The sequence below is a fragment of the Sphingomonas sp. A2-49 genome, assembly GCF_025548555.1.
Lineage (GTDB): Bacteria > Pseudomonadota > Alphaproteobacteria > Sphingomonadales > Sphingomonadaceae > Sphingomonas.
The window spans coordinates 128,002-142,599 of the sequence record NZ_JAJLPA010000005.1 but is presented as its reverse complement, the minus strand read 5'-3'; the positions used below and the strand labels follow the sequence as shown (position 1 = coordinate 142,599).

9 protein-coding genes are annotated in these 14,598 nt (G+C 65.9%); 2 read left to right on the top strand and 7 right to left on the bottom strand.

Features of this window, described 5'->3' with window-relative positions; genetic code table 11:
- Nucleotides 1-14 precede the first annotated feature (14 nt).
- Nucleotides 15-1,520, bottom strand: coding sequence for a tetratricopeptide repeat-containing sulfotransferase family protein (locus LPN01_RS07445; RefSeq protein ID WP_262827733.1), 1,506 nt, complete (start codon nt 1,518-1,520; stop codon nt 15-17).
- A gap of 187 nt (nt 1,521-1,707) precedes the next feature.
- Here LPN01_RS07445 and LPN01_RS07440 point away from each other — a divergent pair, with 187 nt between their 5' ends.
- Together LPN01_RS07440 and LPN01_RS19135 are read left to right on the top strand one after the other, a co-directional pair.
- Nucleotides 1,708-4,755: a TonB-dependent receptor domain-containing protein gene (locus LPN01_RS07440; protein ID WP_262827732.1), complete on the top strand. Its 3,048-nt coding sequence runs from the start codon at nt 1,708-1,710 to the stop codon at nt 4,753-4,755.
- 77 nt (nt 4,756-4,832) lie between these two features.
- Nucleotides 4,833-5,618 carry an alpha-L-fucosidase gene (locus LPN01_RS19135; protein WP_410482810.1) on the top strand — a complete coding sequence of 262 codons (786 nt, stop codon included), beginning with the start codon at nt 4,833-4,835 and terminating at the stop codon, nt 5,616-5,618.
- Between the two features lie 770 nt (nt 5,619-6,388).
- Here LPN01_RS19135 and LPN01_RS07435 read toward each other — a convergent pair.
- The 6 genes from LPN01_RS07435 to LPN01_RS07410 all read right to left on the bottom strand — a co-directional run bounded on the left by LPN01_RS07435 (nt 6,389) and on the right by LPN01_RS07410 (nt 14,428).
- Nucleotides 6,389-7,753 carry an HlyD family type I secretion periplasmic adaptor subunit gene (locus LPN01_RS07435; protein ID WP_262827731.1) on the bottom strand — a complete coding sequence of 455 codons (1,365 nt, stop codon included), beginning with the start codon at nt 7,751-7,753 and terminating at the stop codon, nt 6,389-6,391.
- A complete protein-coding gene (locus LPN01_RS07430; protein ID WP_262827730.1) occupies nt 7,750-9,480 on the bottom strand; it encodes a type I secretion system permease/ATPase in 1,731 nt (576 codons plus the stop codon). Before LPN01_RS07430 ends, LPN01_RS07435 begins: the two co-directional genes overlap by 4 nt.
- 73 nt (nt 9,481-9,553) lie before the next feature.
- The gene (locus LPN01_RS07425; RefSeq protein WP_262827729.1) at nt 9,554-10,066 is read right to left on the bottom strand and encodes a PEPxxWA-CTERM sorting domain-containing protein; all 513 of its coding nucleotides are present in this window, start codon (nt 10,064-10,066) and stop codon (nt 9,554-9,556) included.
- On the bottom strand, nt 10,063-11,619 hold the full coding sequence (locus LPN01_RS07420; protein ID WP_262827728.1) for a TolC family outer membrane protein: 1,557 nt from the start codon (nt 11,617-11,619) through the stop codon (nt 10,063-10,065). Before LPN01_RS07420 ends, LPN01_RS07425 begins: the two co-directional genes overlap by 4 nt.
- Nucleotides 11,620-11,751: 132 nt before the next feature.
- Nucleotides 11,752-12,549, bottom strand: a complete 798-nt coding sequence (locus LPN01_RS07415; RefSeq protein WP_262827775.1) for a calcium-binding protein — start codon at nt 12,547-12,549, stop codon at nt 11,752-11,754.
- A gap of 94 nt (nt 12,550-12,643) precedes the next feature.
- Nucleotides 12,644-14,428, bottom strand: coding sequence for a S8 family serine peptidase (locus tag LPN01_RS07410; RefSeq protein WP_262827727.1), 1,785 nt, complete (start codon nt 14,426-14,428; stop codon nt 12,644-12,646).
- Nucleotides 14,429-14,598 lie beyond the last annotated feature (170 nt).

The window sequence follows — 14,598 nt, the reverse complement described above, 5'->3', positions numbered from 1 at the left end:
CCCGATAGGATCGATCAGCGCCAGTCGGTTAACGTCGCGCCGAGTGCGGCGCACATCGGTTCCAGATGGGCATCGACCGCGCGCCACGCCTCGCGCGCATCGGCGTACAGCGGACGGCGTACCTGCGCGGCACTGGGCGTCCAGACCGGTCGGACCGTCGCTTGGAAATCGAGACAGGCGTCGGCGAACGGCAGGTCGCACGCCTCGAGCAGGGCGCGAATGGTACCTTCCGGATCGTCGAGCAGATCTTCGTAGACGAGCCGGTGGACGCGCCCCGGCGCGACCGTGTCGACATGACGCATCAGTCGGACATAGTCGCGATAATAGCGACCAAGGTCGGCAAGGTCGTAGCTGAACGCTTGTCCGCGCGCGAAGAGCTGCTTAAACGCCGATACCCCCGTAGCCAAAGGCGCCCGGCGCACATCGACGATGCGGGCGTGGGGTAGCGCCGCCAGGATCAATCCGGCGTGGAACCAGTTATTCGGCATCTTGTCGACGAAGATGGTTCGCGCCGTCTTTCGATAGATCCGGGTCCGCTCGATATACTGTTCGCCAAGGCGGCGCAGTTGTGTGGTCGTCAGCAACGCGAGCCGTTCGGGATGGCAGTCGGGCGGCTCCAGGCCGATAGAACGGGCCAGCAACGGCAGCTCCACCAGTTCCATCGTTGCCTCGACGGCGGGGTGGGACGCCAATATCTGTTCTACGAGCGTGGAGCCGGCGCGGGGCAGGCCGACGACGAAGATCGGCGTGGCTTGCAACTGTGGTGCAGGAGGTCGCTGCGCGAACGTCATGCGGGACAATGCCTTCATGGTCGTCTCGACCCGATCCGTCGTGTCCTGCGCGCGATAGCGCGAGCGCCGGCGAAGCAGGTCCGCGCCGCTCCGAAAATGGTCGAAGGCCGCGTCGGGTTCTTCGCAGCAATCGAGCGCCTGGCCGAGTGCGTAATGCAGGTGGACCCTTGCGTCGCCGCGTGAGTCGGGTGAGGCCAGCAGGGCAGCGACGATCTGCCGATCCCCTGCCGTAAGTGCCCCGGTCTTGAGATCTGCCAGCGTCCACCAGGTCTCCGCACGCAGGGCGACGTCACCGGTGGAATCGGAAGCGATCATCGATCGCAAGAGCGACGTCGCGGCGGCGAACTGCCCCAAAGTCTTCAATTGCTGTGCCATGCCCAGCGATTGTCGCGCCGATATCCGGCCTGTGGCCGCCAGGGCGCGATAGAGGTCCAGGCTGGCGTGATGATCGCCGGTCGCCGCTCGTATCGCAGCTTCGAGGCCGATGAAATCGGATCGTGTCGAATCGCGCGTTCGAAGACGGATGATCTCTTGCAAGGCTTCCGATGCCCGCGCCTGCCGGTAGAGCGATATCGCCAGACCGTGACGGGCAAAAACGTCATCCGGCATCGTGACGAGTGCTTCACGATAGAGCCGCTCCGCCTCTTCGATCAGTCCACGTTTGGCGGCCGCCTGTGCGGCGGACGAGAGGCGGGCGTGGTCACCATCGTTCCGTCGCTTGCCGTTCATCGTCCACCCTCCGCAACGCCGTGTGCGATCGCGCTCGTCGGAGATCCCCGAGGTGCGATCAAATATTCTTCAAGCAAAACAATGACAACGAATTTTGCTCTACGCGAGGTATGCTAGTGGTACGCAATGGGTATTTACAACACAATTATTCCTGTCAGTCTGATGCGGGAACAAAAAGGGGAGCATCATGAAGAGGGCGTTGTTGTGGTCGGGATCTGTTTGCGTATTGGCGGCGATGACGCCGATGACTGCCGGTGCGCAAGCTTCAGGAACTGAAGAAAGGCCAATAAGGCAAGGAAATTCCTTAAAAAATACGAACGGCGAACAACGGGCTGAGGCGGACGTTGACGCCAAAACTGTCAGCGCGGACGGTTCCGTCGGGCGATCGGACGATATCCTGGTCACGGGGTCCCGAATCAGGGACCCGAACGGAACGTCGAGCGCGCCGATCCTTGCCGTTTCCTCGCAGGAACTGACGCTTCAGTCTGCGTTCAACGTGCAAGACGCGCTGAACCGTCTGCCGCAGGTCAAGAGCGACAACACCAACACGTATAACAACGGCGAGGGGCGGCAGCGCCTGGACCTTCGGGCGCTGGGGTTCAACCGGACATTGACACTCGTCGATGGCCAACGGCTGGGCGAATCGGAAGGCAACGATGTCAATCTGATACCTGTCGCCCTGGTCGACAGGATCGACGTGCTCACCGGCGGCGCATCGGCTGTCTACGGTTCGGATGCGATCGCTGGCGTCGTCAATTTCATTCTGAAAAAGGATTTCGAGGGGGTCGTTGCGAACGTCAATTACGGATTTTACAACCACCGCAACACCGACAACATCGCGGCTACGGCGGCACGCAACTTCAGCTATCGGGTCCCTAACGGATGGACCAATGATGGAGGACGGTTCGACGGTAACATCGCGATCGGCAAGAATCTCGATGGCGGGCGCGGCAATATCAGCATCTACGGCGGTTACAGCGATCGTCGCGCCGTTCTGGCCGGGGACCGGTCCTTTTCGGTCTGCCCGATCACGTTGAACGGAAGCACGGTGGTCTGCCAGCCCCCATCGTCGATCAGCGCGCAGGGCTATTTCCGCGCATTGAACGGGCCCGCCGCCAATGGCCCCATCTACACGCTGGCTGCGGACGGCAGCCGCGCATTCGCGCTACGCGATGCCGCAACGGCAGGCTTCAATCGCAACGACAGCTATTACTTCCAGCGTGGCGGCCGCCGATACAACGGCGGCGGCTTCATGAACTACACCTTCGACCGCGCGGCGCAATTGTTCGCCACGGTGTTGTTCCAACGTGACGAATCCGCCAACCAATATGCGCCCGGAGGTGTGCTGGCACTCACCGCCAACGGTCAGGGCGACACGCTGGTGAATTGCAACAATCCCTTCCTGTCCGCATCGCAGGCTCAGGCTCTGTGCGGTGCGGCGGCAGGCAGCAACACCGATGTGCGGACGGATTTGCGGATCCGCTTCGGCGCTCCGCAGCAGCAGCGCCTCATCAACGAAGCCTATCGCTTCACGGGCGGGCTGCGAGGTGAATTCGGAAAGTCCTGGCACTACGACATCGGCGGGGTCTTCGCGAGCAACCGCTATGCGAACACGCAGACGAGCCTTCAGGATCCCGCAAAGGTCGTTCGCGCGCTCCAGGTGGTCAACGTCAACGGTACGCCGACCTGCCGTTCGGTCGTTGACGGCAAAGATCCGACGTGTGTGCCACTGGACGTGTTCAGCCTGGCGGGTCCCAGCGCCGCCGCAATCAATTATGTCGGCTATACCGGTGGCACGGGCGTGCAGCGGCGGAACTACGACTATTACGTCGGCAATGCGAACGTTGCCGGTAATCTTGGCGACTATGGGATCAAAAGTCCGTGGGCGAGCACCGGTGTCGGCGTCGCTGCCGGTTACGAGCATCGCTACAGCACGGTCAAGTTCCGCCCGGATGCCGTCTACCAGGACCTGTTCGACGATAAGGTTCGGGATATCAACACTTTCGCCGACGATATCTACGCAGAAGTCCGGCTGCCGATCGCGTCGGACAGGGCGGGTTTCCGCGAACTGAGTGTCGGGGCTGCTGTGCGGGGGTCGCGATATTCGCTCGTTCCCAAGATGCAGTCGACCTATAAATTCGATGCGACCTATCGGCCGGTCGAGGACCTGATGTTTCGCGCAAGTTACAACAAGGCGACGCGCGCGCCGACCATTTTCGAACTGTCCAGCGATTCCGTTCTGCGCGGCAGCACCCAGCGACTGTCGGTGGGCGATCCATGCGCAGGTACCAATCCCGCGGCGAGTTTGGCGATCTGCCGCCTGACCGGTGTCACCGATGCCCAATATGGCAAGATCGCGCAGTGCGCCGATCTTACGTGCGGAACCCGCGAAGGCGGCGCGGGATCGGTCCTGCCGGAAACCGCCCGTACCGCAACCTATGGAGCAGTCTTTACGCCACGTGTGGTGCCGGGCTTGGCATTATCCGTCGATTATTTCACGATCAACGTCGACCAAGGTATCGGATACTTTTACGCAAGCGATTTCGTGGATACGTGCGTCAATACGCAGGTAGATTTTTACTGCCGCCAGATCGTCCGTAATCCGGATGGAACGTTGTTTGGATCGCCGACATCGTCGACCGGTTTCGTGTACGCGGGGACCCGCAATACTGTCGGGAAGACGTGGACGCGTGGCTTCGACCTTCAGGGGAGCTATACCCGAAGGTTTGGCTTCGGTCGCGCCGACGTCAGCTACAACGGTACCATCCTGACCAAGAAGGGGGGCGACCTCGGGGTACCCAATACCGACTTCGATCTCGTCGGCCTGTTCGGTCCGTTCGCCGGTGCCGGCGTACGCAAGTATCAGCACAACCTGCGCTTCACGCTGTCCCCGGATATGGAGGAGGGACACGCCAGCAGCATCTCGCTCAACTGGCGATACATCGGCAAGGAGCGATATTCGCGCCTTTCAGGTCAGAAGGTATTCGGAACGGACGGAACGCCGATACCGGATCGGTTCAAGTATTTGCCGGCTTTCAGCTACATCGATCTCTCGACGAGTGTTACGATCCAGAAGACACTGACGTTGCGGCTCACCGTCAACAACCTGTTCGACGTCACGCCCCCGATCCGGCCGCAGCCACCGCTTCAGCCACTGGAGCAGGTCAACACGATCGCATCGCTCTATGATCCGCTCGGGCGGTCGATTAACCTTGGGGCAACCCTCGCGTTCTGACAAACGATCGGAGCCGTGCCTGCGGCGCGGCTCCGACGGCACGGGCGCCGTCAGTTCTTCGGTACGGTCGGTTGGACATGCGTTTCAACCGCCGACCTTTCTCGCTGGTGGAGCCGATGTCTCGGCGGAAAGGCGGCGGGCTGAGAGCCAGATGCAGCTATCGGCGAGCCGTCGCCATGGGAGGCGACACCGTCGCCGGGACAGCTCGTCTGGCACGGGCGCGAGCGATTGCGTTGGTGCATTTCTCGAACCACACCTTCGCAGGCAAGGAGCGGGATAGGGCGACGAGAGCCGTTGGTGTTCGATCAAACCCACTTTTGCCACCGACCAGATTACTGCGGCGGCGCATTCGGGCGGGATGTAGGGGGATCATCCTGACGGCAAAGCATCACGATGGCTTTTGTCTGTGGCAGACGTGCCTGACCGACCTCTGCATCCGCAACGCTCCCTACAAGGGTGGAAAGGGCGATATCGTCCGTGAGACGGCGGATGCCGCGCGGCGGGCCGGTTTCGCGTCGGCATCTATCCGTCTCCTTGGGATCGCCATAACCCAGATTATGAGGGGCGATTATATCACGTATTGTCGCCGCAAGATCATCGAAGTCTGCACGCGCCAGGCCCGCGGTTCAGATTCCGGTTTAACGATGCAACAGGCGGTGATTGATATCACGGTGGTGCCCCCGAGAGACGACGGATCAATGCGAAGGCCTATGATGATTGGCCTGCGACGGTTACGCTCGTGCACCGCCACCAGCCGGCCCGCACTTTCGAGCCCAGTGCATAGAGCTTCGCTTGGGTCGGAGATGAAGACGGCGGTGCCGGCGATCTCTGCTGGCCGACCGTGTCCGGTGCGTCCTATATAGACGCACGCTGCTGCGAATTCGGGCATCCGTGAAGAGCACTTGGAGTGATCTGCGTAGGCGAATTCGTCGATCCGCCCCGATTGGTTGTATCATTCCAACGAGGGGGACCGCGTTCGCAGTCATGCAGACCTCACCCGATACTGGGACATGTCGGTCGGGCGCGGAGCATGCCTGAATCTCAATCTGCCGCCAGATCGCCGGCTCCGCATCCCGGGTCATGACGTGGCTGTCCTTCGGAGCTTCGGAAGCGCGGTGCGCCTCCCTCGCGGCAAATCTTGCACGTCACGGGGTAGCGACAGCCAGCCAAGAGCGCGGCGCAGGCTTCGAGGCGTCGCGCGTAACCGACGGCAGGGAGGGCTCGTATCGGTCAACGCCGGTTGCCGTTAACGCGAAAGTGGACACAGGAACGGCTGCCGGCTCACGCCTTCGTTAGCCCCTTTGGCGAGATTCTGCCGTTGGGCGTCCGCGTCACGCGCTTGGCGATCGAGACGGACGGGGAGGGGGGGGGGCGGGATTGCCAAACATGCCTGGATCGGTCCGCGTCGTTATCCGCCGCGAACGGTGGGTATAGGCTCGCCGGGTCAGGTTGGTGATCCTGTAAGCGGCTGCTTGTCCCGCCATGGTCGAGTTCGTCCTGTTCCGTTCCCTAGCGCAGCCGCGGTGGCCACGCCGCAGGGGCACCCGACGACGCGGTGCCGCGGGTCGCGACGGCGTCTCCCGAGCGATGTCCCAAGATAGCTAGCCTGGCCGACGCCGTGACGCTGGTAGCATCAGCGCTCGTGCAGGGAGGTTTGAGCGGCCTCGAGCAACGGATCGAGGAGATAGGCGAGGGCCGTCCGCGGCTTGAGCTTGACCGTCACCTGTACCGGCACGCCGGGGCGGATGCCGGTATCGGGTCCGCGCGCGTCGCGGAGCAGCGCCACCTGTGACGGCGGAACGATGATCTCCGCTGTGAAAAAGGTCGCGCCAGACGCTTCGTCGTGGAGGCTATCGGCGGACACGGTGCGGATCACGCCGAGCAGGAGCGGCAGGTTGCGATCGTGCAGCGACAGGAACCGTACCTCGGCCTGGTGTCCGACCGTCACGCCGTCGATATCCTCCGGCAGGAAACGCGCATTGATGACGAGCGGCGCAGCGTCGGGCACGATCTCCAGCAGCGGTTGTCCGGGTTGCACGACGCTGCCGGCGGAAAAGATCCGCAGGTTGACGATCCGCCCGGTCACGGGCGCGCGAACGATGGTGCGGTCCAGCTGGTCGCGTGCCGCGACAAGGCGCGGCAACGCCTCGTTCAGGCGGAACTCGGTGTCGCGAAGCAACGCTGCGGCATCGTCCGCCGACCGGCGCCGGGATTCGGCGACCTGTTGCCGCACACCGGCGATCTGCTGCCCGGTTGCGGCGCTGCGGGCGGCGAAGTCGGCATTCCCCCCTTCCATCTCGGCAACCGAGCGTTCCAGGGCGCGGACGCTGTTGCGCGAGACGACGCCCTGATCGGCCAGCCGGCGCGTGCCGTCGAGTTGCGCGCGCAGCGACGCGCGCTGCGCGTCCGTCGCGTCGATCTGGGCGTCCATGCCGCGTCGCTGCTCTGCCAGCTGCTCCTCCTGCTGGCGCAACACGCCGCGGGAGGCGCCCGTCAGGGCATGGCGCACGCGCAGCTGCGCCAGTTGCAGCCGCTTGGCGCGATCGATGAGGATCCGGTCGGCCGCGTCCGCCGTCGCGAACTCGGCAGGCCAGCGGATGGGCGCGTCCTCGATCTCGGCCTGCAACCGGGCACGTTGCGCGCGAAGGTCGATGATCGTGGCGGCGAGCGCCCGCTCCGCGGCGACCGCTTCGGCCGCCGACAATCGCAGCAGGACCTGGCCCGCCCGGACGTGCTGCCCTTCGCGAACCGCGATCGTCTCGACATTGCCGCCTGCCCGGTTCTGGACGAGCTGCCGGTTGCCGGCGACCGCCACCTGACCGCGACCGAAGGCGGCGGCGTCGAGGTGGGTCAGCGCGGCCCAGCCGAGCAGGACGACGAAGAACAATACGGCCGTGATACCGCCCAGCAGCAGGGATCGCCGCGGTGAATCGTTGAGCGCCGCAGTCGCGGGCGGCAGCGTCGCGGGCGGCGCGGCGATGAATGCAGCGGCGGTCATGCACCTGTCTCCGCTTGGGCGGGTTGTGCGATCGGGGCGCGGCCCGGCGCGGTAATCGCGTCGAGCCGGCCATCGCGAACGATCATCACGCGGTCCGCGATCTGAAGCAGTTCGGGCCGATGCGTCGACACCACGATTGCCGCCCCCTCCGCCCGCAAGGCCGCGAGCACGCGCATCAGCGCGGCCTGACCGTTGAGGTCGAGATGCGCGTTCGGCTCGTCGAGCACCAGGAGCGCGGGCCGTCCAAACAAGGCGCGCGCGAATGCGACCAGCTGGCGTTGGCCGGCGGAGAGGCCCCCCGCCTCGCGGACCGTCAGCATGGTGTCATAGCCGTTGGCGAAGCGCTGGATGGCTTCGTGCGCGCCGGCGCGTGTGGCGGCGTCGACGACCATGGCGTCGAGCGCGGCCGCATCGGGCACGTCGCCTGCGCGGGCGAAGACGAAGCGCGCGATATTCGCGGTGACGGTGGCCGGGAACAGCGTCGGCGTCTGCGGCATGTATCCCATGTGCAGGCCCAGCGCCTCGCGATCCCAGTCGGCGAGGCTGGTGCCGTCGATCCGGACCTCGCCGCGGTCGTGCGCGAGCGCGCCGGCGAGGACGCGCAGCAGCGTCGATTTGCCCGCGCCGCTGGGGCCGATCAGCGCGACGATTTCCCCCGGCGAAACGGAAATGTCCACGGCGTCGAGCAACACCCGGTCGGTGCCGGGTGCGAGCACGGTGACCCCGGTCGCGACGAGCTGTCCCCGGGGCCGCGGCAGGGCGGTCCGCGGTGCCGCGTCGTCGGGGAGGGTCAGGAACGCGCGCAGCCCGCCATAGGCGGCCCGGGCGGCCAGCACGTTCTTCCACGATCCCAGGATCTGCTCGACCGGCGCCAGCGCCCGACCGACCAGCAGCGAGGCCGCGAAGATCGACCCCATCGAGATCGACTGATGGATCGCGAGCCAGGCGCCGAGCGCGAGCGCGAGCGACTGGAACAATTGCCGCAGGAACTTGGTCACCGCCAGGAACGTGCCCGACGTCTGCGCCAGGCGTCCCTGTCGCGCCACCACGTCCGCCCGCGCGGTGAGTTGCAGGCGCACGAGCGCCTCGCGCATGCCCAGCGCGCGCGCGGTTTCCGCCGATTGCACCGTATAGTCGGCGATCCGGCCCTTCGCGGTGGCGCGCGACTGCGTTTCCATCGCGGCGCGACCGGTCGCGCGCTCGCCGGCGAGGGCGATGCCGACGAGCAGGATCGCGGCGAACAGTGCGAAGCCGCCGATCCAGGGATGCAGCAGGAAGCAGACGCCGATGTAGATCGGTGCCCATGGCAGGTCGAACAGCGCGAGGATCGCGGGACCGGTGAGCACGCCGCGCAAGGTATCGAGGTCGCGGATCGCTGTGGTCCGCATCGCCGGCGACGCCGCCGTCGCCGCCAGGATCCGTTGCAGCACCTGCGGCGCGGCGCGCTTTTCGAGCCGCACGCTGGCGCGCAGCAACAAGCGCATGCGCGACAGGTCGAGGATCGACAGCGCCGCCAGCGCAATCGCGAGGATCACGATGAGGAACACGAGCGTCGTGCCGCCACGGGTGGGCACGACGCGGTCGTACACCTGAAGCATGAAGATCGACGGGACGAGGTAGAGCAGGTTCACGAGCCCGCTGAACAGCGCCGCAAACAGGAAATGGCGCCGCGCGTCGCGCAGCGCGGTATCCACGGGACTGGGCAGCGAACCCTCGTCGAGCATCATCGGGTGCAGGTCCTCGGAAGGGGCACGGACGCACGATCGGCGGGGTGCAGCCACCGCCGATCGTGCACCGCGATCAGGCGAAGCGAACCGTCGTGCGGCGCGTCCGCAACGCCCCGCCGACGACGGCGAAGCCGAGGATCATCGTCAGCCAGACGGCGGGCTCGGGCACGGGGGCGACGGTCAGGGTGTAACCGGCCAGCCCCTTGCCATCGGTCAGGGCGAACACCCCGCGTCGCAGCGTCGGGGCCGCTTCGGGGCCGGTATAGAGCTGATCGCCACGCAGGGTGACGAGCAGCGCCGGGCTGTCCGCGTCCGCCAGCGACAGGCCGCCGTCGTTCGAGAGCGCGAAGAACCCAATATAGGCCTCATTCGCGGTCGAACCGGGGAAGCTGCCGGCCACGCGTTCCAGCTCGAAGCCCTGACCATCGGTCCATTGATCCGGCGTGATCGCATCGTCGAGCGACCAGCTGGCGCTGTAGCCGGTCGTCGGCCCGCTCAGCGTGAATTGCAGCATCTCCGCCGATACGGCGGCAGGGCTTGCGGCTGCGACGATCGCGGCGGCGTACAGCGGCATTGCGTATTTCATGGTCTTCTCCCTTTGATATCAGTCGATACGGTCGCGCCGGACCCGGCGTGGGTGCCCAAGGGCAGACCGCGGGCCAGATCGGATGCGGAGGCGCCGGACTGTGACGGCGCAAGGCTGGCATGCCCGCCCGGCGCCGCGATGGCGGGCGCGGGGCGCGCGTGGTCGGACGGCATTTGCGGCCGGTCGAGCACTTCGAGCAGGGGTTCGAACGGGCCGAACTGCCACGCGCGATGCGTGCGCAACCCGGCGGTCGGATCGTATCGCGGCGCATCGGGCAACAGGCTCGCCAGATCGAGGCGGCCGAGCAGCGCGAGCAGCGACGCCTCGCCGGTATAGCCGCCGTATCGGGCGTTCGCGACGATCACCTGCGCGTTGAGCAGGCGCTGTTCGGAATCGATCAGTTCGAAACTGGAGCGGAAGCCTTCGGCGAAGGCGCGGCGCACCCCGTCGAGCGCGGTGCGTGCCGCTGCCACCGCGGCCTCGCCGGCATCGATCTGCCGGTGCGCCGTGACGGACTGGTTCCACGCGTTGAGGACGCCGGCATCGACGGTCCGCCGGGCATCCTCGACCTGGAAGGCCGCGGACTGCTGGTCCGCGATCGCCGCCCGGACGCGGGAGCCGACCACGCCCCGCGTCAGGATGGGGACGGTGACCGTGATGCCGCCCGACACCGTGCGGCCGAGATCGCGGACCTGATAGCCCAGTGGGTTCACATAGCCGAAATTGCCCTGCGCGCTGATCGACGGATTGCGTTCGGCACGTTCGGCGGCGATGCGGTGGCGGCTCGACCGCTCGATCATGATCGCCTGCCACAGGATCGGGCTTTCCCGACCGGCCCGCAGATAGGCCGCGTCGACCGAGGGGGGCAGGCCCGCGAGCGTGGGCGGCATCTCCAGATGGCCCGGATTGCGCCCGACCGCCGCGGCGAACCGGGACCGGCTCTGTTCGAGGCTGGCCTGCGTCTGTGCCAAAGCGGCGCGGATGATGAGCAGTTGCGCCTCGGCCTGGGCGATGTCGGTGCGGGTCAGGTCGCCTTCGCGTTCGCGCGCGCGGGTCTGCGCGACCTGGCGATCGTAGGAGGCGACGGCGCGTCCCTGGATATCGACGAGCTCCTCGTCCCGCCGCACGGCCATATACGCCTCGACGACGGTGTAGAGAATCTGGTTTTCGGCATTGCGCAGCCGTTCGCGGCCGGCGAGGACGTCCGCCTCGGCGGCGGACACCTGGGCCGCGGTACGGCCGCCGCTGCTGAGCAGCTGCGTCAGCGAAACCGACGCGCCCATCGAACGCTGCTCGAAGCGGGCGAACCCGTCCGCGATCGCGCTGCGCTGGAGGCGGTCGCTGTACCCCAGCGTCGCGCTGACGTCCGCGCCCAGACGGTACGGCGCGCCGGCCTGGATGACGCTTTCGTCGAGGGCGCGCAGCTCCGCGCGTTGCGCCTGAAGCTGCGGGTTGGTGCGATAGGCGTCGACGATCGCATCCACGAGCGTTTCCGCCCGCGCGGGAACCGCAGCGAGGACGCAGAGCGCAAGAAGGCTGGCGGAACGCAACACGGCTGACGTCGCTCCAAGTGCAACAGGGTTGGGGAAGGGCGAACGGATGCCGCATCCGGGCAACCGCACGGCCGGAAGGATCCGGGTTCGAACGAAAGGGGGGGCGGCCTGCGACCGCTCCCCCCGATGGCATCAGGCGTAGAGCTGAACGCCGCCCGCCATCGATCCCGCCATCGCGTCGTAGAGGAAGAACGCCATGTTCTGATCGGCATGCCCCGCCGACCCGGCCGTCGCGGTCAGCGCCGACACGCCATCGTGCGCGTCGCCCGTGAACTGGGCCGTCAGCGCGCCTGCCCCTGCGGCCGTCGACGCCGGCGAACCGGACGCTTCGTGGATGACGGACGAGGTCGTCGCGTCGGTACCCGAGACATAGGCGTACCAATAATAGCCGTTCTTGGCGCCCATCGCCTGCAACACCGCACCGGCGTCGTCCTTGAGCAACACGGTGTCGCCCGCGCTGGTGCCGTCCAGCAGCAGCGTGGCATTCGCCGCGACCGTCACCTTGCCGTCGGCGCCGGCGCCCCGCAACGCCTTGGTCGAGGCGATGAGATCGCCTGCCGACCAGTCGAGGATCGTGTCCTTGCCGCTGACCCCCGCCGTGTCGAAGCGGAACTGGTCGTTGCCCGCCCCGCCGAACAGGATGTCGTTGCCTGCACCGCCGTTCAGAACGTCGTTGCCGCGCATGCCGTAAAGCCTGTTGTCGAAGCGGTTGCCGATCAGCGTGTCGTTGCCGTCGCCGGTGACCGCATTCTCGATCGTGCTCTCGCGCGAGATCGTGAAGGCCGTCTGGCCGCCGAACGTGGTGCGTTGTCCGGACACCAGCGACAGCGACACGTCCGAAGACACCGCGGCGGCGTTGATCCAGTCCTGGCCGCCATTGGTGTCGGTCAGGACGGACCGCCCCGCAGCCTCGCCATCGATCGCCGTCATCTTGAAGAATTCGTTGGTGTAGGTGTGGACGTCGTCGTTCGACGGCGCGGCGCCGTACATCTGCACCCGGATCTTTTCCATGGTGAAGAAGGAATCAATGCCGAGCGTGCCGAAAAAGAACGTGTCGAAGTAGGATGCGAGTGCACTGAAATCGAGCGTCCAGGTGCCCTTCGTCTCGACGCCGCGAAATCCGGAGAAACCCAGGACGAAGCTGTCGTTCGGTTTGCCCAGATTGGTGTACGCGCCCATCTGGCCCGCCGACGCCGCAGCCCAGAACCCTTCGGTGCCATCGGGGGCGATCAGTTTGATCTGCGCGTTGTAAAGGGGTTGGTGAGCTGTGCCGGCGGAGCTTCGGTCCGCAAGAATATCCTTCGACCAGCCTGTTGAAGACCATCGACAGATCGATATGCTCGACGTCGATGCTCTGATCGACGCTGAACTGGAATTGCGAGGGCGTTTTCACGAAATCGCCGTAGAGCTCGAAACCCGAATAGCCGCGCGGGGCGTCGGTATCGACGTTGGTGATCCCGACCGTCAGGTCGCCGGTGTCGACCATCTGTTCGTTCGCCGAGGTCTTCGCGGCGCCGAACAGCGACCAGACCTCTGCCATCCGGACCGCCGAATAGGCGTCGACCGCGCCATATCCATAATCGTTGCTGTGGTGCATCGCGCCGCCGTTCCAGTCGGCGTTCTGGCCGGCGAGCTGGAACCGGCTTTCGTTCATGCGCGCGTTCACCATCTTGCCGTCTTGCTCGAGATCGAACGCGACCTGCCCCGTGTCGAATGCGACCGGCATCTTCGCCGACGCGGCGAGGATGTTCTTGACGTCGCGCCACCCCAGGCCTTCGTTCGCATCGAGCATCAGCGCGACGACCCCGCTGACGATCGGCGTGGCGCCGGAGGTTCCGCCGAACCGGTCCGTATAGTCGGAGGGTGCGGAGGGATCGATCGACATGTTATAGCCATCCGTACCCTTCAGGTCGGTGGCAACGAGGCCGCGCCCGTTCAATATCGGATAGTCGTCCGACGGACCCGCGACGAGCACGTGCGCGCCCGAAGAACTGTAGTTGGACGCGACGCCATCCTCCGCGCGATAGGCCGAGACGGCGATGACGTGGCGGTCGGACTTCACGCTGTCGACCTGGCCATCCAGGCCGCTATTTCCCGCCGCACCGAGCGTGATCGTGCCCAGCCCGCCGCGTCCCGTTGCGGCCGTGTAGCTGAAGGCGTCGGTCAGCCCCCAGTTGAACGAGCCGACCGTCTTGCGCGACACGGCCGATATCGCCGAATCCCCGGCGCCCCAGCTGTTGTTGACCACGTCGAAGCGATTGCCGAGTTTCAGCGCATCGAAAAATGCCTGCTGGCCGCCATTGACGTAAATCGCGGTGCTGCCGTCGAAGATATTGACGCCCGTCAGCTTCGCGTCATACGCGACGCCCACGCCGCCAAGCCCGTTGCGGGCGGCGCCGATCAGGCCGGCGACCGAGGTTCCGTGCGGCGACGACGCGTCGAGGACCGCCGCCGGTTCGCCGCTATATTGTACGCCGTCGAGCGAGATTTCCTTCGACCGGTCGTAATTGGCGGACAGGTCCCAGTGCGCCGATTGCACGCCGGAATCATAGACGCCGACGCTGACGCCCTTGCCGGTGAAATCCTGCCAGACCCTGCCCAGATCGCCCAGCCGGGTGAGGTGCCACTGACGATTGAGCTCCGCAGCCGACCCTGGATTGTAATAGTCGAAGTCCGCCTGGACGAGCTTGCCCGTCTGCAGATCGTAGGATCGACCGAAGGGAAGGGGTGTCGACACCGCCGTCCCGGTCGGGGCGGCAACGCCCGCCGCGCCGGCCGATGCCGCGTAATCAGCGCTAATCTTCGTCATCTGTGCCATCCCTCTTTCTCCCATCGGGCAGATCGGCGCGGGGTTCGGGTGACGAGATGCGGCGATGAAGCCGCGTGACGTCCATGCCGGGGGCTGTTCCTCCCCCTGCAGCCTGGATCGCCGCCCGTGCCGAAGTCGCCCCCGTCCTCGCGTCGTTGCAGCGATAAGAC

Bases quoted from the DNA above. Each gene is read 5' to 3' on its own strand.
- LPN01_RS07445 (WP_262827733.1), bottom strand. From the start codon at position 1,520: ATGAACGGCAAGCGACGGAACGATGGTGACCACGCCCGCCTCTCGTCC.
- LPN01_RS07440 (WP_262827732.1), top strand. From the start codon at position 1,708: ATGAAGAGGGCGTTGTTGTGGTCGGGATCTGTTTGCGTATTGGCGGCG.
- LPN01_RS19135 (WP_410482810.1), top strand. From the start codon at position 4,833: ATGCGTTTCAACCGCCGACCTTTCTCGCTGGTGGAGCCGATGTCTCGG.
- LPN01_RS07435 (WP_262827731.1), bottom strand. From the start codon at position 7,753: ATGACCGCCGCTGCATTCATCGCCGCGCCGCCCGCGACGCTGCCGCCC.
- LPN01_RS07430 (WP_262827730.1), bottom strand. From the start codon at position 9,480: ATGATGCTCGACGAGGGTTCGCTGCCCAGTCCCGTGGATACCGCGCTG.
- LPN01_RS07425 (WP_262827729.1), bottom strand. From the start codon at position 10,066: ATGAAATACGCAATGCCGCTGTACGCCGCCGCGATCGTCGCAGCCGCA.
- LPN01_RS07415 (WP_262827775.1), bottom strand. From the start codon at position 12,549: ATGACGGCGATCGATGGCGAGGCTGCGGGGCGGTCCGTCCTGACCGAC.
- LPN01_RS07410 (WP_262827727.1), bottom strand. From the start codon at position 14,428: ATGACGAAGATTAGCGCTGATTACGCGGCATCGGCCGGCGCGGCGGGC.